General features: G+C 71.4%; 22 protein-coding genes. 7 read left to right on the top strand and 15 right to left on the bottom strand.

Going from position 1 to position 18,585, the window contains the following annotated elements:
• Nucleotides 1-20 precede the first annotated feature (20 nt).
• Nucleotides 21-1,073 carry a hypothetical protein gene (locus K8612_RS08190; protein WP_223761874.1) on the bottom strand — a complete coding sequence of 351 codons (1,053 nt, stop codon included), beginning with the start codon at nucleotides 1,071-1,073 and terminating at the stop codon, nucleotides 21-23.
• A gap of 154 nt (nucleotides 1,074-1,227) precedes the next feature.
• Here K8612_RS08190 and K8612_RS08185 point away from each other — a divergent pair, with 154 nt between their 5' ends.
• Nucleotides 1,228-2,265, top strand: coding sequence for a sensor histidine kinase (locus tag K8612_RS08185; RefSeq protein ID WP_223761873.1), 1,038 nt, complete (start codon nucleotides 1,228-1,230; stop codon nucleotides 2,263-2,265).
• Nucleotides 2,258-3,079, top strand: coding sequence for a LytTR family DNA-binding domain-containing protein (locus K8612_RS08180; RefSeq protein ID WP_223761872.1), 822 nt, complete (start codon nucleotides 2,258-2,260; stop codon nucleotides 3,077-3,079). Before K8612_RS08185 ends, K8612_RS08180 begins: the two co-directional genes overlap by 8 nt.
• 44 nt (nucleotides 3,080-3,123) lie before the next feature.
• Here K8612_RS08180 and K8612_RS08175 read toward each other — a convergent pair whose 3' ends face one another.
• From K8612_RS08175 to K8612_RS08165, 3 genes are all read right to left on the bottom strand, one after another.
• Entirely contained in the window at nucleotides 3,124-4,110 is a 987-nt protein-coding gene (locus tag K8612_RS08175; RefSeq protein ID WP_223738728.1) for a GNAT family N-acetyltransferase, read from the bottom strand.
• A gap of 70 nt (nucleotides 4,111-4,180) precedes the next feature.
• On the bottom strand, nucleotides 4,181-5,227 hold the full coding sequence (locus tag K8612_RS08170; protein ID WP_223761871.1) for an acyltransferase: 1,047 nt from the start codon (nucleotides 5,225-5,227) through the stop codon (nucleotides 4,181-4,183).
• 161 nt (nucleotides 5,228-5,388) lie between these two features.
• Nucleotides 5,389-6,315, bottom strand: a complete 927-nt coding sequence (locus tag K8612_RS08165) for a GNAT family N-acetyltransferase (protein WP_223761870.1) — start codon at nucleotides 6,313-6,315, stop codon at nucleotides 5,389-5,391.
• 268 nt (nucleotides 6,316-6,583) lie between these two features.
• Between K8612_RS08165 and K8612_RS08160 the strand changes: the two genes are divergently transcribed.
• Nucleotides 6,584-8,032, top strand: a complete 1,449-nt coding sequence (locus tag K8612_RS08160; protein WP_223761869.1) for a M20 family peptidase — start codon at nucleotides 6,584-6,586, stop codon at nucleotides 8,030-8,032.
• A gap of 11 nt (nucleotides 8,033-8,043) precedes the next feature.
• Here the strand turns inward: K8612_RS08160 and K8612_RS08155 are convergent, their stop codons facing one another.
• The 7 genes from K8612_RS08155 to K8612_RS08130 form a co-directional block, all read right to left on the bottom strand.
• On the bottom strand, nucleotides 8,044-8,673 hold the full coding sequence (locus K8612_RS08155) for an HAD hydrolase-like protein (protein WP_223761868.1): 630 nt from the start codon (nucleotides 8,671-8,673) through the stop codon (nucleotides 8,044-8,046).
• Nucleotides 8,674-8,695: 22 nt separating this feature from the next.
• Nucleotides 8,696-9,268 carry a tRNA-uridine aminocarboxypropyltransferase gene (locus K8612_RS08150; RefSeq protein WP_223761867.1) on the bottom strand — a complete coding sequence of 191 codons (573 nt, stop codon included), beginning with the start codon at nucleotides 9,266-9,268 and terminating at the stop codon, nucleotides 8,696-8,698.
• A 7-nt stretch (nucleotides 9,269-9,275) separates the two neighbouring features.
• A complete protein-coding gene (locus K8612_RS08145) occupies nucleotides 9,276-9,968 on the bottom strand; it encodes a hypothetical protein (protein WP_223761866.1) in 693 nt (230 codons plus the stop codon).
• Between the two features lie 20 nt (nucleotides 9,969-9,988).
• The gene (locus K8612_RS08140) at nucleotides 9,989-10,198 is read right to left on the bottom strand and encodes a hypothetical protein (RefSeq protein ID WP_223738721.1); all 210 of its coding nucleotides are present in this window, start codon (nucleotides 10,196-10,198) and stop codon (nucleotides 9,989-9,991) included.
• Between the two features lie 254 nt (nucleotides 10,199-10,452).
• Nucleotides 10,453-10,584, bottom strand: coding sequence for a hypothetical protein (locus tag K8612_RS38805; protein WP_255671436.1), 132 nt, complete (start codon nucleotides 10,582-10,584; stop codon nucleotides 10,453-10,455).
• Nucleotides 10,585-10,693: 109 nt separating this feature from the next.
• Nucleotides 10,694-11,059 (bottom strand): cupin domain-containing protein, encoded by a 366-nt coding sequence (locus K8612_RS08135; protein ID WP_223738720.1) that lies wholly within the window; start codon nucleotides 11,057-11,059, stop codon nucleotides 10,694-10,696.
• 196 nt (nucleotides 11,060-11,255) lie between these two features.
• Nucleotides 11,256-11,456 (bottom strand): cold-shock protein, encoded by a 201-nt coding sequence (locus K8612_RS08130; RefSeq protein ID WP_206884461.1) that lies wholly within the window; start codon nucleotides 11,454-11,456, stop codon nucleotides 11,256-11,258.
• 354 nt (nucleotides 11,457-11,810) lie between these two features.
• Here K8612_RS08130 and K8612_RS08125 point away from each other — a divergent pair, with 354 nt between their 5' ends.
• The 4 genes from K8612_RS08125 to K8612_RS08110 are packed head-to-tail and all read left to right on the top strand — an operon-like array spanning nucleotide 11,811 to nucleotide 14,695.
• Nucleotides 11,811-12,347: a periplasmic heavy metal sensor gene (locus K8612_RS08125; RefSeq protein ID WP_223738719.1), complete on the top strand. Its 537-nt coding sequence runs from the start codon at nucleotides 11,811-11,813 to the stop codon at nucleotides 12,345-12,347.
• A 30-nt stretch (nucleotides 12,348-12,377) separates the two neighbouring features.
• Nucleotides 12,378-12,593, top strand: a complete 216-nt coding sequence (locus tag K8612_RS08120; RefSeq protein ID WP_223738718.1) for a hypothetical protein — start codon at nucleotides 12,378-12,380, stop codon at nucleotides 12,591-12,593.
• A gap of 15 nt (nucleotides 12,594-12,608) precedes the next feature.
• Entirely contained in the window at nucleotides 12,609-13,289 is a 681-nt protein-coding gene (locus tag K8612_RS08115) for a response regulator transcription factor (protein ID WP_223738717.1), read from the top strand.
• A complete protein-coding gene (locus K8612_RS08110; protein WP_223761865.1) occupies nucleotides 13,289-14,695 on the top strand; it encodes a HAMP domain-containing sensor histidine kinase in 1,407 nt (468 codons plus the stop codon). The genes K8612_RS08115 and K8612_RS08110 overlap by 1 nt, the downstream gene beginning before the upstream one ends.
• Nucleotides 14,696-14,727: 32 nt before the next feature.
• Here K8612_RS08110 and K8612_RS08105 read toward each other — a convergent pair whose 3' ends face one another.
• The 4 genes from K8612_RS08105 to cyoE all read right to left on the bottom strand — a co-directional run bounded on the left by K8612_RS08105 (nucleotide 14,728) and on the right by cyoE (nucleotide 18,430).
• Nucleotides 14,728-15,561 carry a carboxypeptidase regulatory-like domain-containing protein gene (locus K8612_RS08105; RefSeq protein ID WP_223761864.1) on the bottom strand — a complete coding sequence of 278 codons (834 nt, stop codon included), beginning with the start codon at nucleotides 15,559-15,561 and terminating at the stop codon, nucleotides 14,728-14,730.
• A 92-nt stretch (nucleotides 15,562-15,653) separates the two neighbouring features.
• Nucleotides 15,654-16,520: an ABC transporter permease gene (locus K8612_RS08100; RefSeq protein WP_223761863.1), complete on the bottom strand. Its 867-nt coding sequence runs from the start codon at nucleotides 16,518-16,520 to the stop codon at nucleotides 15,654-15,656.
• Nucleotides 16,517-17,506 (bottom strand): ABC transporter ATP-binding protein, encoded by a 990-nt coding sequence (locus K8612_RS08095; RefSeq protein ID WP_223761862.1) that lies wholly within the window; start codon nucleotides 17,504-17,506, stop codon nucleotides 16,517-16,519. Before K8612_RS08095 ends, K8612_RS08100 begins: the two co-directional genes overlap by 4 nt.
• A gap of 39 nt (nucleotides 17,507-17,545) precedes the next feature.
• Nucleotides 17,546-18,430, bottom strand: a complete 885-nt coding sequence (cyoE, locus tag K8612_RS08090) for a heme o synthase (protein ID WP_223738712.1) — start codon at nucleotides 18,428-18,430, stop codon at nucleotides 17,546-17,548.
• Nucleotides 18,431-18,585 lie beyond the last annotated feature (155 nt).

Raw genomic sequence — 18,585 nt, 5'->3', positions numbered from 1 at the left:
GCGGCACGATGGTCGTGCCGTCACTCCTCCGCGTCGACGGGAAGCCCCCTGACGACAGCCCCGGCGCTGACCCGCTGGTCGCCGTCCGGGTCGGACGCCTGGAACTCCGCGAGCAGCTTCCGGGCCTCGGAGTAGCGGCGAAGGCCGACGAGCGCCCGGATCTCCAGGCCTCGCGCGTCCCGGTAGTCATCCAGTTCGCCCGGCGTGGACCCGACTCCGAAGTCCTTCTGGAACGCCCGGCAGGCCGTGAGCGCCTCCTCGTGGAACATCCCCACGGGGACGGTGCAGCGCAGGAGGGCCAGCTTGCGGTGGACGGGGCCGGTGGGCTCACCGCGCTTCTCGCGCTCCGCGATGTCCAGCGCCGCTTGCTGCTCCGCCTTGAGGAGGGTCTCCGCGTTGTCCTTGCGGCACCGCGCTTCGTACTCACGGGTGTGGGCGGCGTTGCGCATCTGGAGTTGGACCGAGCTGGCCATGAGGCTGCCCGGATACATCCGCAGGAAGACCTCCCCTTCCTGTGTCATCGGGTCCCACTCCCTCAGGTTCCAAAGGGCCATGATGCGCGTCCAGCGGGCGTGCTCGGCGGGGAGGCGGTCCTCGAAGCGCGGCAGGTCCAGCCGGGCGATGCGCTCCGCGTCGCGGGCCAGCGAGCGCCAGCGCTCCCGGCCCCAGTGGGCATCCAGCAGGCGCAGGGCCGCCTCCGAGCGCTCCAGCGGCGGAAGGGCCTCGTCCTCGATGAGGGCTCGCGTTCGCGCCACCTGCTCCGGAAGGATGGGCAGGGGCAGGGGCTGGCGCTCCGGGAGGGCCGGCTCTGCCGCCGGCGGCGCCGTGCTTGGGGTGGCGGAGGCAGCGGGAGGCTTCGTGGTGCCGCGGAGGAAGACCGCCACGCCAGGCAGCGCGAGGCCCGCGGCCACCAACAGGGCGGTCAGCGCCGTGGACGCGCGGCGCCCTCCGGTGCCCCGGCGGTCGCGGTCCACGACCGGCTCGGCATCCTCCGCGCCCTGGACATGCAACGTGCCGCCGCGCAGCTCGGGCGGGGTCTCCCCGGGGTCTCGGTCTGGAAGGCGTTGCGTCACGGTTCGGGGAAAGCATAACGGAACCCGCTCACGGGCGGCTTCCTCCGCTACGCTGCGAGCCTTGGACGAGAGGAATCAAGGTTCGCGGGAGTCCAACGGGAGCAAGGAGCTTGCCCTCCGTCTGCGTTCGACCGCGAGGGTCTGGGCGCTGGGCATGGCCGCTGGAGTCCTCGGCGCTCTCCCCCACGCGCTGCGCGCCTATGCCGTGGAGCCTCGCGACCTGCTCCTCAAGTTCGCCCTGGAGCTGGTGCCCTACAGCGCGTGGGCGCTGCTCGGGCCGTTGGTGCTGATGGTCTTCCAGCGCGTGCCGCTCGAAAGTCCACACGGGGCGCGCCGGCTGGGAGTGCTGCTGCTGGCCGGCGTGGGCTTCGTCCAGCTTCACCTGCTGCTGCTCTCGCCGGTCCTGGCGGCGCTCCAGGAATGGGACGCGCGCGGCACTTCCTTTCCCCAAGGTCTGTGGGGCCTGCTGCTCGAGCGCGGCGCGGTGGGCTACTTCGAGTACCTGCTCTTCCTCGCGGCCTGGACAGCGCTGCGGACCACGCGGCGGCTGCGCGACCGGGAGCTGGCGCGCTCGCGCCTGGCGCTCGAGCTCGCGGAGTCCCGCTTGCAGGCGCTGCGCTCGCAGCTCGACCCGCACTTCCTCTTCAACACGCTGGACGCGGTGGCGGGGCTGGTCCGCCAGCAGCGCAACCCGGAGGCGGTGGAGGCGCTCGCGGAGCTGGGGCACCTGCTGCGCGCGAGCCTGGAGGGCCAGGGCGACCACCAGGTGCGGCTGGAGGACGAGCTGGAGCTGGTGCGCCGCTTCCTGGGCATCGAGCAGCTCCGGTTCGGCGGGCACCTCTCCATCCAGTTCTCACCGGCGCCGGAGACGCTGAAGGCCCGGGTCCCCGCGCTCATCCTCCAGCCCCTGGTGGAGAACGCCATCAAGCACGGCATCGCCCGTCGCGCGGCCCGGGGCCAGGTCCACGTGCGCTCCGAGCGCCGGGGGGACCGGCTGTTGCTCGAGGTGATGAATGACGGGCCAGGGCTGCGCTCGGGAGGAGTCCGGGGCATGGGCATTGGCGTGAACAACACCCGGGCCCGCATCCAGCAGCTCTACGGCGAGCCGTATGGCCTGGTGTTGGAGGACCTGCCGGAGGGTGGCGTGGTCGCGAGGGTGGAGCTGCCTTTCGAGGAGTCGCGCCATGGGTGAGCCCGGGCGGGGTGGACCGTGGCGCATCCTGGTGGTGGACGACGAGCCGCTGGCCCGGGGCAACGTGACGCATCTGCTGGCCCAGGCGCCCGACGTCACGGCCGTGCAGGAGTGCGAGGGAGGCAAGGACGCCATCGCGGCCATCCTGCGCGAGCGGCCGGACCTCGTCTTCCTGGACGTGCAGATGCCGGGGTGTGATGGCTTCGACGTGCTGCGCGAGGTGGGCGCGGAGCGGATGCCGCCCGTCATCTTCGTGACCGCCTTCGACCGGTACGCGGTGCGTGCCTTTGAAACCCACGCGCTGGACTACCTCCTCAAGCCCTTCAGCGACGCGCGCTTCAAGGACGCGCTGGACCGGGCGCGGCGCCAGCGTGCCCAGGGGAAGGACCGGGAGCTGCTGCGGCACCTGTCCGCGCTGCTCGAACAGCACCACGCTCCACCCGCGCTTCCCGAACCGGCGCGCGTCACCGGGGACGAGCCGGTGGAGCGCATCGCGGTGAAGACGGGCGGCAAGGTGATGCTGATCCCCGTCGAGGAGCTGGACTGGTGCGAGGCGGAGGGAAACTACGTCGTGCTCCACGCGGGCACCCGTTCGCCCATGCTCCGCGAGACATTGAACCAGGTGGAGCAGTGGCTGCATCCGCGCCGCTTCGTGCGCATCCATCGCTCGCTGCTGGTCAACGTGGACCGCATCCGCGAGCTGGAGCCCGACGTGGACAAGGGCTGGGTCGTGGTGCTGCGCGACGGAACGCGCCTGAGGCTGAGCCCCCAGCGCAAGGCCGCGGTGGAGGCGTTGCTGCGTCAGTCGTTCTGACCCGGTGTCTCACCCGGCCCGAACCCACCATCAGTCTCCCGCGTTCAGCCCCGTGGCGCGCGATATGCCGGGAAGAAGCCCGTGTCGGCTCGGCCCGCCGAGAGGCGCGCGTACGCCGAGGGTTCGCAGATGACCTCGTGGGTGTGGAGGCGGGAGCTCGAGTTCGCGAAGCTCCGCTTGAACTGCTCCAGGCCGTCACCCGGCCGCACGCCGCCGCCCAGGTGCAGCGGCAGCCCCAGTTGGAGGCTGAGCTCCACCATGGCCCCGAAGACCGTGTTCTTGGCCGGAGAGCGCGACAGGTGCGCGTTCGCGGTCCCGCCCAGGTAGTAGTGCAGCACGCTGTCACTGGCGACCGCCACCCCCGAGGAGGCGATGCCGCCGTCCGGCGCCCGCGTCGTCACCAGCCAGGCCACGGCGGAGGCGAACATGTCCTCGAAGTACGCGTCGGAGAAGAAGTACCGCGCCTGCGCCTCGTCGCGGACCATGGTCTGCCGGTAGACGTCCTTGAAGCCCTCGCGCTCCTCGTGCGAGGCCTCGCGCGCCGGAGCGCAGGTGCTCACGTAGCCCAGCCGCGTGTTGCGCCGCATCTGCCGGCGGGCCTCCGCCTGGAACTCGATGGGGCGCTGGGAGTCGATGAAGAACACCTCGTTGCGCTCCGTCCCGCCCGCGAAGCAGCGGGGCCCGGAGACGCGGTCGCGCACGAAGAGGCTCACGAGCTCCGTCCCCGTCCAGTCCACGGCGTCCTTCGAGACGTCGCTCAAGCCGTCCAGCCGCCCCCCGGGGAAGCCATACGGGGAGATGGCGTCGCGGTAGGGCGTTCCCTCGATGGGCCGCACGACGAGCGGCACCCGCAGCGCGCGCCCCTCGCCATCCTCGATGACCAGCGTGTGCGTCACCCGTTCGGCCCGCAGGTGGTGGGCGGAACGGAAGTAGTCCTCCGACAGGGCGGACCTCCCCGCGTCAGGCACCAGGACGGCACGGCAGGGCTTCCGGCTCGGAGACCTCGGTCTCAAGGCTTCGGGTGGGGTCATTCGAGCGCATCCTTTCCATGAGCGTGGCAGGGCACGCGGCTCCCGGCACCTGCACGGGGCGCGGAGGCCCTCAGGTGGGGTGTGACGGGATCGCAGCACGGGCGCCTGCCTTCCGCCGCCACTGACGGAAGGCACGCAACGCGGGCTGCTCGACCCGGTAGGTGATGACGATGGCCAGCAGGAGCCCGACCCCCATCGCGACCGCGATGGCGGCCTCGGGGCGCCAGGCCGCGGCCTCGAGCCGCCGGATGATGACGTAACCGATGTTCTGGTGGACCAGGTAGAACGGATAGGAGATGAACCCCATGAAGAGCAGCGGGCGCCAGGTGAGCCAGCGCAGCCAGCCGCGGGACAACGCATAGGACAGGCCCAGCACCACCGGGAACACGGCGGCGGGCGCCTCGCTCCCCACGAGCACCTCGTGAGCGAAGCTGACGGCCACGAGCACCAGCGCGGACGGCGGGGAGACCTCGCCGCGGCCCAGCTTGAAGGCCAGCACGCCCAGCGCGAAGTACTGCAGGTGCGGCCGGCTCGCGAGCCGCGCCAGGAAGGTCATGCCCAGGGCCTGGGCGGCCAGCTCCGCCAGGGTCTGCATCACGACGAGCACGATGAAGATGGGGATGATCCTGGGCAGCGTCCGCGTGTACGCGAGCACGAACATCAACAGGTAGAACGACAGCTCGATGGTCAGCGTCCAGTACACGGTGTCCACGTGCGGGACGCGGAGGAGCTCGTGAAACATGGTCAGGTTGACCAGGGCCGTCTGGAGGCTGAACTCACGCTCCGGCAGCCCGAACAGGGTCACCACCGTGAAGGTGAGCGCGACGGCCGTCCAATACGACGGATAGAGCCGGGCCGCGCGGCTCCACACGAAGTCCCGGACCCGCTCGACGCGCTCCAACGACATCAGGATGACGAAGCCGCTGATGGCGAAGAAGAGCTGGACCCCATACTTCCCGAAGCGCATCTCCCAGAGGGGAACGGTGTGCCCGTAGAGGTCGCTGTACTCCGCGGTGAAGTGATACAGCGCGACCGCCAGCGCCGCGAAGCCCCGGAGTGCGTCCAGCTCCACCAGCCGCGGCGGATTCGCCTCTGGGGCGGCAGAGATGTGAGTCATCTGGGGGCACCCTTCCTGGACCTCTCCGGTCAGCGTTCGGAGCGAGTCGAACGGTAGGTGTCTCACGGCTTTCCCACCATGCGCCTTGGGGTCAATGCCATGTGTCACGTCTTGCGCAGGTGCCGGCCCTGCCAGCCGAGGGTGGCAATGCGACATGCCCTTCAGACCCGGGGCGCGCGGTAGGTTGGAAAGAAGTCGCTGCCAGTGTGACCTTCCGACAGGCGGGCATACACCGACGGCTCGCAGATCAGCTCATGGGTGAGGAGGCGGGAGCTCGCGTTGGACAGACTCCGCTTGAACTGCTCGAGGCTGTCACCCGGCCGGATGCCTCCGCCCAGGTGGAGGGGGACGCCGAGCCGCGAGCAGAGCTCCGCCAGCATTCCAAAGACATTCTTCGCCGGAGAGCGCGCCAGGTGCGCATCCACCGTTCCGCCCAGGTAGTAGTGCAGCATGCCGTCGCTGTGGACACACAGCGCGGAGGAGGCCACGCCGCCTTGTGGCGCGTGCGCCGTCACCAGCCAGGCGCACGGCGACAGGAACAGCTCGTCGAAGTAGGCGTCGGAGAAGAAGTAACGGGGGCTCGCCTTCTCACGGAGCATGGTCTGCCGGTAGGCCGCCTGGAATCCCTCCCGCTCCTCGCGCGGCGCGCTTCGCGCCTGGGACGCGGTGCTCACGAAGCCCAGCCGCGTGTTGCGCCGGATGTGCCGGTAGTGCATCTCCCGGAACTCCACAGGCAGGCGCGGGTCGATGAAGAACACCTCGTTGCGCTCCGTCCCGCCCGCGAAGCAGCGGGGCCCGGAGACGCGGTCGCGCACGAAGATGCTGACCAGCTCCGTTCCCGTCCAATCCACGGCGTCCTTCGAGACGTCGCTCAAGCCATCCAGCCGCCCGCCGGGAAAGCCATACGGGGAGATGGCGTCACGGTAGGGCGTGCCCTCGATGGGCCGCACGATGAGCGGCACCCGCAGCGCGCGCGCCTCGCCGTCCTCGATGACCAGCGTATGCGTCACCTGTTCGGCTCGCAGGTGGTGCGCGGAGCGGAAGTAGTCCTCGGACAACGCCAACGCCCCCTGGTCAGGGACGAGCACGGCCCTCGTTCGCGGCATCCGCATGGCTGTGCCCCCTCCGCCTGTGGCATCACGAATGTATTTCGTTTTGTTACGGGCTTTCGCGTTGCAGAGTAGCGTTCCCGCCCCTGCGCTGGAGCCGCCCACGGGGGCATCCCGGATGTTGGGATTCAGGCTGTGATGCGCCGGGGCCTCGCCCTGCCGTCGTGGTGTCAGGCGCTACCGGCGGGCGTGCCATGCCCCACCTGCTGCTACGCTCGGCGGCGACCTCTCCGGGAACCGTCAATTGATGAAGCGCGTCCTCCTCGCCCTGCCCACCGTCGTCCTGCTGCTCGGGGGCGTCCTCGTCGTGCGCACGCTGCGCTTCGGTTCACGGCAGGTGGCCGCCGAGCCCGCCGAGCCCTTCACGGTGGATGCCGCCGGAGCCGCGGACCGCCTCGCGGAGGCGCTGCGTCACCGCACCATCGCCGCCTCCGATGGCACGGGCGCGGAGGACGCCGCCTTCCAGGCGCTGCACGCCGGGCTCGTCGCCCGGTATCCCCGCGTGCACGCGGAGCTCGCGCACGAGGCCGTGGGCGCGCATGCCCATCTCTATACCTGGAAGGGTTCGGAGCCCGGCCTTCGCCCGGTGTTGCTGATGGGCCACCTGGACGTGGTGCCCGCGGAGGCGGAGGCCACCTGGAGCCACCCGCCCTTCGCGGGCGTCGTGGCGGAGGGCTACGTGTACGGGCGCGGGACGCTGGACGACAAGGGCAGCGTGCTCGCCATCCTCGAGGCCGTGGAGGGCCTGCTCGCCGAGGGCTACCGCCCCCGCCGCACGGTGATGCTCGCGTTCGGCGCGGACGAGGAGGTGGGCGGTCACGACGGGGCCGAGCGCGTGGCCGCGCTGCTGCGTGAGCGGGGCGTGGGCCTGGAGTCGGTGCTGGACGAGGGAGGCCCCATCGGCGTGGGGCTCGTGCCGGGCGTGGCCGCGCCGGTGGCGCTGGTGGGCGTGGCGGAGAAGGGCTCGGCGCGCGTGGAGCTGGTGGTGCGCAGCGCGGGCGGACACGCGTCCATGCCGCCCCCGCAGACCGCCGCGAACACCCTGGCCCGGGCGCTCGTGCGGTTGGAGGAGAACCCGTTCAAGTCCGAGCTGCGCGGCGGGACGCGGTCGCTCTTCGAGTACGTGGGGCCGGAGATGGGCTTCGGCATGCGCCTGCTCTTCGCCAACACCTGGCTCTTCGCGCCCCTCATCGAGCGGCAGATGGCGGCGGCGCCCTCCACGAACGCCAGCATCCGCACCACCTTCGCGGCCACCATGCTGGAGGGCAGCCCCAAGCCCAACGTGATGCCCTCGCAGGCGCGCGCGGTGCTCAACGTCCGCCTGCTGCCGGGCGACAGCCTGGAGGACGTGCGAGCCCACGTGCGCGACGTGGTGGATGACGCGCGCGTGGAGCTGACCGCCGAGGGCTACGAGGCCTCGCCGGTGTCGAGCCTGGACACGGAGGGCTGGAGGCAGTTGCAGCGCAGCATCCGGCAGGTGTTCCCGGACGTGCTGGTGGCGCCCTTCCTCACCGTGGCGGCCACCGACGCGCGCTACTTCCATCCCCTGAGCGACAGCGTCTACCGCTTCGTGCCGGTGCGGATGACGCGAGAGGACCTCACGCGGATGCACGGCCGAGACGAGCGGCTCTCCGTGGAGGAGCACGCCGCCGCCATCCGCTTCTATGCGCAGTACCTGCGCAACACCACGCGCTGAGCGGGCGCGCCCTACGCCGTGACGACTTGCAGCAGCTCGTCCAGGCGGGTGAGGACGACCGTGGGCGCGCGTGAGCGCAGGAGCGCCTCCGTCGCGTAGCCCCACGTCACCGCGGCGGTGGCGATGCCCTCGGCCGCCGCGGCCTCGATGTCGCGCGCCTCGTCGCCCACGGAGAGGGCCTCACCGGGCCGCACGCCCGCGGCCTTCAGCACCTGCCGGAACTTCGCCCGCTTGCCGAAGATGCCCGCGCCGCAGGCGTAGTGGCGGATGCGCGCGGACGCCACCGGCCCCAGCACGCGCCGCACGTTCTGCTCCGCGTTGGAGCTCACCACGGCCAGGGTGAGGCCCCGCGACTCCAGTTGCTCCAGCATCGCCTCCACGCCCGGGAAGGTCGGGATGCGGTGCGCGTCACGCGCGACGAGCTTGCGCATGTGGGCGGCGATGAAGGGCAGCTTCCACATGGGCACGCCGAGCCGCGCGATGATGGCCCGGCTGTCCTGCCCGCGCAGCGCCTCCAGCTCCTCCACGCTGACGCTGCGAAAGCCGTAGCGCCGCGCCACATCGTTGAAGATGCCGCGAAACCAGTCCGCGCTGTCCGCGAGCGTCCCGTCGAAGTCGAAGATGATCAGCCGGTATCCCATGGGGGCGCTCTCTTCCCGGGCCTCAGTTCAGCGTCCCGCAGTCCGCGATGCGCTGGACCCGGAGCGCGGCCAGCCTCGCCAGCGGCGCCGCCACCTCCGGGCCTTCCAACAGGGCCACGGCGCGGGCCACGGCGTCCAGGGTGGACATCCCGGCGGGGTGCGAGGGCTCGCGAAGCCGCAGCAGGCCGGGCTCCGGCGGAGGCAGCACCAGCCGGGGCAGCGCCCGCAGCTCGGGGAGCCGCTGGGTCATCCGCCGCGCCTGCGACCAGTTCGCGTCCAGCACCACCACCTGCCTGGGAGGAGGCGCGTCCGGCGGCGCGGTGGGGCCGTCTGGGAAGAGCAACAAGGTCCCCGGCTCGCGGAGGACCTCCAGGTCGAAGGTCTCCGCCATGGAGCCGTGGATGAGCAGCTTCGCGTTCGCGAGGGCGAGCGCGGCCACGCCCCCGGTGTTGCTCCGCTTCGACACCTCCATCACGTGCTGGAGGAAGACGAAGCGGGTCCGGGTCTCCACCCGGGGAACCTCCGCGCACAGGCACAGGTGTTTCGCCAGGTTGCAACGCGAACAACGGGGTGGACGGGCAGCGCGGGGAGGCATCCTCCCGTCATCCTGTGCCGGTCTCCGCGTGAAGAGAAGGACTCGTTGCCGGGCCGGCGGCCGCCGGGCCCTGCTTCTCGCGCCGCGCCAGCTCCATGGCGCCCAGGAAGCCCTTCACGAGCACCGAGAAGATGAAGACGCGGATCACGAGCCACGTCATGGTGGACAGCCCCACCCCCTTCGGGGACGTCAGCTTCATGAAGGCCGTGTAGAGGGTGTCCGCGGAGAGGATGAGGATGGCCACCAGCGGCGCCACTCTTGAGCGCTTGAACATGAAGAAGCCCAGGACGGCAACGACGCCTCCGTAGATGAGGTTGAGCAGGAGGCCAGGGAGCGTCTTCTCCACGTCGTTCGTCACGACGAACAAGACCATCACGGCCGCCGTGGTGAAGGCCGCCATCCCGTAGAGCATGTATGTCGCGGAGCGGACCAGCGAGCCGGGGTCCGACGCGCTGTCAGGCAGCGGCACGCCGTCGCGCTTCACCCTCAGCTCCGTCGCGACGACATGGACGAGCTGGACATGCAGCACGCTCCCGTCCGGGAGCGTGAACTCCACCCCCTGCTCCAGTTGGAGCGGGTCCTCCACCGAGCCCACCGGCTGATCATCCAGCTCGATCCGCAGGTCCCGCCAGCCAGCCCCCCAGAACAACTCCAGGTTCCGGGGGCCGCCCTCTTCCAATGCCAGCTTCAACACGCCCATCGAGGAACTCCCGCCCCGGCTCAGAGGTGGTTGTAAAGACCCAGGAGGAGAAGAAAGAGCATCACCACGTGGAACCACCCCACGTTGCGTGCGATGACCGCCGGCTCGTGTCCCGACACGGGGGCCTGGCCAGCTTCAATGGCGTTGAGCTCCTTCTGCCCCAGCACCAGCCCGACGATGCCAGGGGCGAAGCCGCAGAAGCCCACGGTGGCGAACACCAATGCCAGCACCGCGCGCCCGGAGGGCTTCTCACGCCTGCTCAATTCCTGGCAGGAAGGACACAGCCCGCGCTTGCGGCACCGGGCACACATGAAGGTCCCGCACCGGGCACAGGTACCTTCCGCGAGTGTTTCAGGATGTCTGGGACAGAGAGCGGCGGGTGCTGCGTCCATTCCAGACGTCTAACATTTCCACGGGCTTTCAGTCACTTTGCCCTGGAGGCGCGTGCGAAGGCCTCGCGGGCACCGGTTCGAGCAGCGTGCGCTCACGCGCTGCTCCAGGTCAGCGCCATCGTCTTCCACTTCTCTCGCGGCGAGGCGGCGAACACGCCCTTCACCTTCTTCCTGCTCGCGCTGTCGCTGTTCGTCTTCTGGGGGCGCCGGACGCGCGCGCCCATCCAGCCCCGGCGCGCCGGAGAACCTGGCGAAGGCGCCCAGACGCTCCGCGGACAGGAACGGGGCCTCCCTGTCCGGAAAGCCCCGCGCCGTCCCTCGCATCACCTCGCGTCAGGCCTTGGCGCCCTTCGGGGCCTCGTGCTCGTCGCGGCCGTGCGCGGAGGAGACGGGGCTGGTCGCCTCCACGGCGGAGAAGGTCTCCAGGATCTTGTACGTGTGGCTGGCCCCGCGCGGCACGAGCCAGGAGTCGCCGGGGTTCAGCAGGATGGTCTGCCCCTCCAGGTGCAGCTCCGCGCGGCCCTTCAGCACGAAGCCCACGGTCTCGTAGTCGCGCGTGCTGACGGGCTTGGCCTCGGCGGGCGGCTCGTCCTCCCACAGCCGCATGGCCACCCGGACGCCGGATGCGAGGTACTTCTGGCCCATCTCCCCCTTGGGGGAATGGCGGCTTTCGACCTTCTTCACGCTGGTGTCGCCCATGTTCGCCTCTCCTTGGGGGGCGGCGTCCGGCGCCGCGCTCCTCCTGGGAGAAGGTAGGGAAGACCCCGGACCGGGGCGGACCGCGCCACGATGGCCGCCCGCCTGCCCTGCGTCCGGAAAGACGAAAGCCCAGCCTCCTTGGGGAGACTGGGCTTCGAGGACTCACCTCAGAGGGTGAATCGAAGGTTCAGCTCGTTCAGGCGGCGCGAACGTTCTGCGCCTGCAGGCCCTTGGGGCCCTTGGTGACTTCGAACTCCACCTTCTGGCCCTCGGCCAGGGTGCGGAAGCCATCCATGTTGATCGCAGTGTGATGGCAGAAGACGTCCTCGCCATTGTCCTGCGCGATGAAACCGAAGCCCTTCGCGTCGTTGAACCACTTCACGGTACCAGATGCCATTGTGAGTCTCTTCTCTTTCTCTGCTCTGTACAGGTGAGAGGCTCGCGCCTTCCACCGGTGCCGGAACGAACACCGCCCCGGCACGCCGGCCACTCTACCCACTTCCAGCGGGAACTCCACTCCCGTGGGTCGAATCCCGCTGGCAGTCGTCCTTCATCCGACACAGCGGACTCGGGACGGGCCTGGCGGAAGAACATCCCATGCCCCGCGGGGCATTCCGGACGCCCTCCCCGGCCTTCACATTTCTTCACCCGCGCCGGGCGTGGGCTTCACACCCGTTTTCTACCTTGAGCTCCGTCAGCAACGACACGGGCCCGCCGGTTCGGCGGGCGCCTGCTTCCTGGAGCCAAGACCATGTTCGGATTCCTCTTCGGTACCGCCTGCCTCGCCGGTCTCTTCGCCACCCTGCGCCGGGGGCGCCACGGCTACCACGGCCACCACGGCCGCGGAGGCCGCTTTGGCATGCGCCCCCGGCTGCGCTGGCTCTTCGAGCGGCTGGAGACGTCCCCCGGCCAGGAGAAGGTCATCGTGAAGGCCGTGGAGAGCGTGCGAGAGGCCTTCGCCAAGGTGAAGGACCAGTGGGGCCCCAGCCGCACGTCGCTCGCGGGCTCGCTGCGCGGGGAGCACTTCGACGGCGCCATGCTGCGCGAGCTGTTCAGCCGCCACGACGTGGCGCTGGAGACGCTGCGCAACGCCGTGCAGGACGCCCTGTCCCAGGTGCACGAGGCGCTGGAGCCCAACCAGCGCCGCGAGCTCGCGGACATCATCGAGCACGGCTGGGGCTACGGCTGGCGCGGCGAGGGCCGCGGCTGGCACGGCCGGCGCTGCGGCGGGTACGGCCGCTGGGGTGGCCGCCCCCACAACGATGACGGCCCCGCGTCCTTCGTCTGAGTCCCCCGCCCCTCTTCCTGGAGATTGCCCATGCGTCACCGTCTGCTCGTCGTCCTCCTCGCCGCGGGTGCCATCGGAGGCTATGCCTCCGGCTTCGCGAGCCTCTCCCGCCACCACCGCTCCCACTGCCACCGGGGAGACTGGGGTGGCCCCGCCTACCGCAACGGGACGCCGCCGTACTGGGACTGGCACGCGCCCAGGCCCCAGGACACCGCCGGCCCCGCCGACGCGCCGGGAGCGCGTTAGGATTCGCCCCCGCCCATGCCCACCCGCGTCCTGCTCATCGATGACGACACCCGGATGTTCGAGTTGCTCGCGGAGTACCTCGGGCAGAACGGCATCACCGTCAGCCACGCGCCCGACGGGGGCCGGGGGCTGGCGGCGCTGGAGGCGAACGCCTACGACGCCGTGCTCCTGGACGTGATGATGCCGGGCATGGACGGCCTGGAGGTGTGCAAGCGCATCCGGGCCAAGAGCCGCATCCCGGTGCTGATGCTCACCGCCAAGGGCGACGAGACGGACCGCGTGGTGGGCCTGGAGCTGGGCGCGGACGACTACCTGCCCAAGCCCTTCGGCCCGCGCGAGCTGCTCGCCCGCCTGCGCGCGGTGCTGCGGCGGGCGCAGCCGGCGGCGGTGGCGGACCGGATCGAGTCGAGCGGGGTCTCCATCGACGTGTCCGGGCGCGAGGTGAAGGTGGAGGGGCGGCAGGTGGAGCTGACGGGCCTGGAGTTCGACCTGCTGCTCGCGCTGGTGCGGCGCGCGGGCCGGGTGATTCCCCGCGACGCGCTGCTGGGCGAGGCGGGCCGCAACGACACGGTGGTGAGCGAGCGCACGGTGGACGTGCACATCTCCCACCTGCGCCAGAAGCTGGGGGACGTGGGCACGCGCCTCATCAAGACGGTGCGCGGCGTGGGCTACGTCTTCGCCAAGGAGGGCGCCTGATGGGCTGGGGCCACTGGCATCCCCACGATGACCGCTGCGGGCCCGAGCTGCACCGGCGCTTCGGCCGCCACGCCCAGGCCCATGCCCACCACCACCGGCGCAGGTTCCACCTGGGCCGGCTGGGCTCCTACGTGCAGGCGCGGCTGCGGCGGCGGCTGTTCGTCATGTTCGGGCTCACCATCCTGGTGACGGTGCTGGTGGTGTCGTGGGTGATGAACCTGACGGGCGGCAACAGTTGGAAGCAGGAGACGGAGCGCGTCCGCACGTTCGTGGGGCACCGCTTCGCGCAGGTGTGGGACGCGCCCGCCGAGCGCGACGCCCTGATGCGGAGCATCTCCGAAGACCTGGACGTGGACGTGGTGCTGACGGACCTGTCCGGCGCGGTGGTGGCCCGGGGCGGCTCGCCGTGCTCGAAGCCGGACGCGACCCTCCCGGTGATGCGGGAGGACACGCAGTTGGGGTCGTTGCAGGCCTGCTACCTGCAGACCCGCTCGCGAGGCCCCTGGCGCGCCGTGCTGCCGCTGGGCATCGCGGTGCTGGTGCTGTGGACGGCGGCGGGCGGCATCTCCTTCCGGCTGGCGCGGCCGGTGGACACGCTGGTGAAGGCCACCCAGGCGCTGGGCGAGGGCCACTTGGGCACGCGGGCGAGCCTGGACCGCCACCTCACCGGGGAGTTCGCGGTGCTCGCCGAGTCCTTCAACGACATGGCGGCGCGCATCGAGAAGCAGTTGGCGGACCAGCGCGAGCTGCTCGCGGCGGTGTCGCACGAGCTGCGCACACCGCTGGCGCGGCTGCGGGTGCTGACGGAGCTCCTGCGCGACGGCGGGGGCAACCCGCGCACGTTGGATCAGGTGGACCGCGAGGTGGTGGAGCTGGACGCGCTGGTGGGCGAGCTGCTGGCCAGCTCCCGCCTGGACTTCGGGCAGCTCACGCCCAAGGCGCTGGAGGCGGGGGTGCTCGCGGCGCAGGCACTGGAGCGCGTGGGGCTGTCCGCGACGCTGCTCCAGCCGGAGACGGACGACGTCGCGCTGATGGCGGACGCGACGCTGCTGGGGCGCGCGCTGGTGAACCTGCTGGACAACGCGCGCAAGCACGGCGTGGGCGTGGAGGCGCTGCGCATCCAGGAGCACGGGAAGGAGCACCTGGCCTTCAGCGTGGAGGACCGGGGCCCGGGACTCCTCCCCGGCGAGGAGAAGCGCATCTTCCAGCCGTTCTACCGCAAGGACCGGGGCGGCGAGGCGCGCGAGGCCGGCTCGCTGGGGCTGGGGCTCGCGCTGGTGCAGCGCATCGCCAGGGCCCACGGCGGCGACACCTTCGCGGAGAACCGGCCCGCCGGCGGCGCGCGCGTGGGCTTCACGGTGCGCAAGGCCGGGCCGCCAGGGCCGGGCTCGAACGCGCACGGGTGAAGGGGCCGCGCGAGCAGCCCTCCCCCCGGGGACTACTGCTTCGCCTGCGCGTCCGTCGCGGCGAAGGAGAACGTCGCCTCCGCGGGCGTGCCGTCCTTCACGGTGACCTCGGCCGTCTTCGTGCCCAGCGTCTCGTGCCACGCCTCCAGCGTGTACGTGCCCGCGGGCAGGCCCGTCAGCGTGAAGGTGCCGTCCGCGCCGGTCGTGGCGAAGTACGGGTTGGGGTTGCTCACCACGTAGGCCGCCATCCACGGGTGCACGTCGCACTTGAGGCGCAGCACCTCCGCGTCCGCGGGCATCGGCTTCTGCACCGGCGCCCCCATGGGAGGCTGCGCCACGTTGAACAGGGGCTTCGTGCCCACCACGCCGCGCACGTTGTGCAGCGTGCCGTCGCTGTTCTTGAACACCACCTGCTGGCCCGCCACCGCGCCCTGCACGCGCGGCACGTAGGAGCACTTGGACTGGTCCACCACCACCGGCGTGGACGGCGCCGCGGGCGCACCCGCGACCGGCCCCTTCACGCGCACCAGCACGTTCTGGAGCTTGCCGTCCTTCACCAGCACGGACTCCTCCTTCTCCGGCCGCCCGTCACACGCCGGGTCGGCGCTGGGCGCCAGGTCCGCCATCACCGGCGGCGTGCCGGTGAACGACACCGTGCCCTTCACCACGCCGTTGCCCGCGGGCGCCGCCGGGGCCGCCGCCTCGCCCGTCCCCGCTCCCGCCGTGGGAGCCGGAGGCACGGCCTGCCGCGTGGGGGCCGCCGGAGCGGCGGCGGGGGGCGCGGGCGCCTCCTCCTTCTTGCACGCGGGCAGGGCCAGGAGCCCCGCGACACCGACCATCGACAAGCCAAACAGACGCAGCTTCATGAGGCGGTCTCCTCTGGAGGATTCTTCGTGATGCGGTGCCCGCCGTCGTAGTGGAAGGCACCGGGCAAGTCCACCGACACACGGCGAGCAGGCTACTCGCGGCGGCTCACGCTGAACGCGGCCAGCCCCACGAACACCGCCGCGAACGCCAGCAGCGCGGGGACCTCCCACCCCACCGTCGCCCCACCTTGCGAGCCCACCGCCAGCGACGCCTGCGCCCCGTACAGCGCGCGGCGCACGCCCTCCACGGAGAAGCGCATCGGGTTGAGCGTCATCACCCACGACAGCACCGGCCCCGCGCCCTTCACCGGGAACATGGCCCCGGAGAGCACCCACATGGGCAGCATCACCAGGCTCATCACCGCGTGGTAGCCCGCGCTCGACTTCACCCACCAGGCGAGCGCCATGCCCATGCCGGTGAGCGCCAGCGCGGACAGCACCATCACCGCCGCGAGCAGCGGATAGTCCACCGCCTTCACGTCCACGCCCGCCAGCGGCGCGAAGAGCAGGAACAGCGACGCCTGCATCAGCGCGATGCTGGACGACCCCAGCGCCTTGCCCAGCACCACCGCCAGCCGCGAGCCCGGCCCCGCCAGCACCGCCTGGAGGAAGCCCTCCTTGCGGTCCTCGATGACGGTGATGGTGGCGAAGATGGCGCTGAAGAGCACCACCATGGTGACGACGCCCGGGAAGAAGAACTGCTGGTAGCCCAGCCCCTGCGCGCCCTCCACGCGGAAGGACCCCGCGAAGCCGGAGCCGATGACGAACCAGAACAGGATGGGCTGCGCCAGCGCGCCCACCACCCGGCTGGGCTGACGGAAGAAGCGCACCACGTCGCGCGAGAGCAGCACCCACACGGTGGCCCACTGCAACGCCAGCGTCCCCGGCTCCCGGCGGTGGACCGGGGCGGCGGGGGCCTCCATGGGAGACGGAACAGGCACGGGGATGTCGGCGCTCATCGGCGTTTCCTCGGCGCGGGCGTGGGCGAGGGCGCGTCCGCCCCCAGGGCCTTCCCGGTGAGCTGGAGGAACACGTCCGCCAGCGTGGGCCGGCGCAGCGACACGGAGGCGAACCGCCCCGGAGGGAAGGCCTCCACCAGCCGCGGCACCAGCGCGTGTCCCTGCGAAGCCTCCACCTGCACCCGCCCCTCCACCACCGTCGCCCCCAGCCCCAGCCGCTCCGTCACCTGCGCGGCCAGCGCCTCCGGCTCCGGGCCCTCCAGCGTGAGGATGTCGCCGCCCATGCGCGCGGCGAGCGCCCGGGGCGTGTCGCACGCCACCAGCCTCCCGGCGTCCAGCACCGCCAGCCGGTCGCACCCCTCCGCCTCGTCCGCGCGGTGCGTGGTGAGCAGCACGGTGACGCCCTGCGCGTCGCGCAGCCGCTTGAGGTGCGTCCAGAAGGTGCGGAAGGCCGCCTCGTCCAGCCCCTGCGTGGGCTCATCCATCAGCACCACGCGCGGCTGGTGCACCAGCGCCCGCGCCAGCTCCAGCCGCCGGCGCATGCCGCCCGACCAGGTGCCCACCTTCTCATCGCCCCGGTCCTGCAGGCCGATGAGCGACAGCATCGTCTCCGCGCGCGCCTTCGCGTCCGCGCCCGTGAGGCCGTACAGCCGCGCGCCCAGGAGCAGGTTCTCCCGGGCGGTGAGCAGGTCATCCAGGCTGCTGCGCTGGAAGATGATGCCCATCTGGCGCCGCAGCGCCGGGTCGCTCAGGGACAGCACCCTGCCGGCGAAGTGCACCTGCCCCGCGTCCGGCGCGAGCAGCCCCGCGAGCAGTTGGAAGGTGGTGGACTTGCCGGCGCCGTTGGGCCCCAGGAGGCCCAGGATCTCGCCCGGCTGCACGGACAGCGACAGCCCGTCCACGGCGGTGCGCCCGCCGAAGCGGCGCGTGAGCCCCTCGATGCGCAGGAGCGGCGGGGGCGGGGTCGGAACGGAGGTGTCAGGCATGCGAAGGGCGGTCTCGCACCCGGACGCCGCGAGGGGGCGCTAGCCGCGGGGGATGCGGTCCAGCGCCATCACGGCGAACAGGCCGGTGAGATACACGAGCGAATACAGGAACGTCTGGCGCGCCCAGGCCTTTCCCAGGTGCTTGAAGAAGCCCCACGCCCCCATGCCCAGGAAGCCCAGGCCCAGCACCACCGCCGCGGCCAGGTACCACGTGCCGGCGATGTGGAGCTGGAAGGGCAGGAGCGTCATGGGCACCAGCGCCACCAGGTAGAGCACCACCTGCGCGCGGCCGGACTCGTCCCCGCGCTCCAGCGGAATGGATTTGAGGCCCGCGGCGGCGTACTCGTCCTTGCGGAACAGCGCGATGGCGATGAAGTGCGGCATCTGCCAGAGGAACATGATGGCGAACAGCGCGAAGCCGCCCGCGTCCATCTGGCCCGTCACCGCCGTCCAGCCCATGAGCGGCGGCAGCGCGCCGGGGATGGCGCCCACCAGCATCGCCGCGGACGTGCGGGCCTTGAGCGGCGTGTAGGCCAGCACGTAGCTGAGCAGCGCGATGAGCCCCAGCACGCCGGTGAGCAGGTTGGCGCCCATCACCAGCGCGGGCAGCGACACCGCCGCCAGGGACAGGCCGAACCACAGCGCCGTGCTGGGGTCCATGCGCCCGGCGGGCAGCGGCCGGTTGCGCGTGCGCGCCATGAACTGGTCGCTGTGGCGCTCCCAATAGCAGTTGAACGCGTTCGCCGCGCCCACCGTCCCCGCCGTCGCCAGGAGCGTCACCAGCGCCCGCACCGGCGTGAAGTGCCCCGGGGCCAGGAACATGCCGCCCGCCGCGGTGATGAGCACCAGCGACGACAGCCTCGGCTTCGTGAGGGAGATCAGGTCGGACGCGGTGGACGACTGGGACAGGGCACGCGCGCTCAAGCGGACTCCAGCAGGTGGCCCCTGGACCGCTGTCGAATCCGGTCAAGGGGGTGTGGGGTGGACCCTCCCATACCGTCACCCGGCAGGGGTGGCAAGGCTGGGGCTCCCCGCCACATCAGCCTGCCTTGTCGCCCCCCGTCAAAAACGAAGCGCCG

Source organism: Corallococcus sp. AS-1-6, from assembly GCF_020037015.1.
GTDB lineage: Bacteria > Myxococcota > Myxococcia > Myxococcales > Myxococcaceae > Corallococcus.
This window is presented reverse-complemented; position numbering and strand designations above follow the sequence as displayed.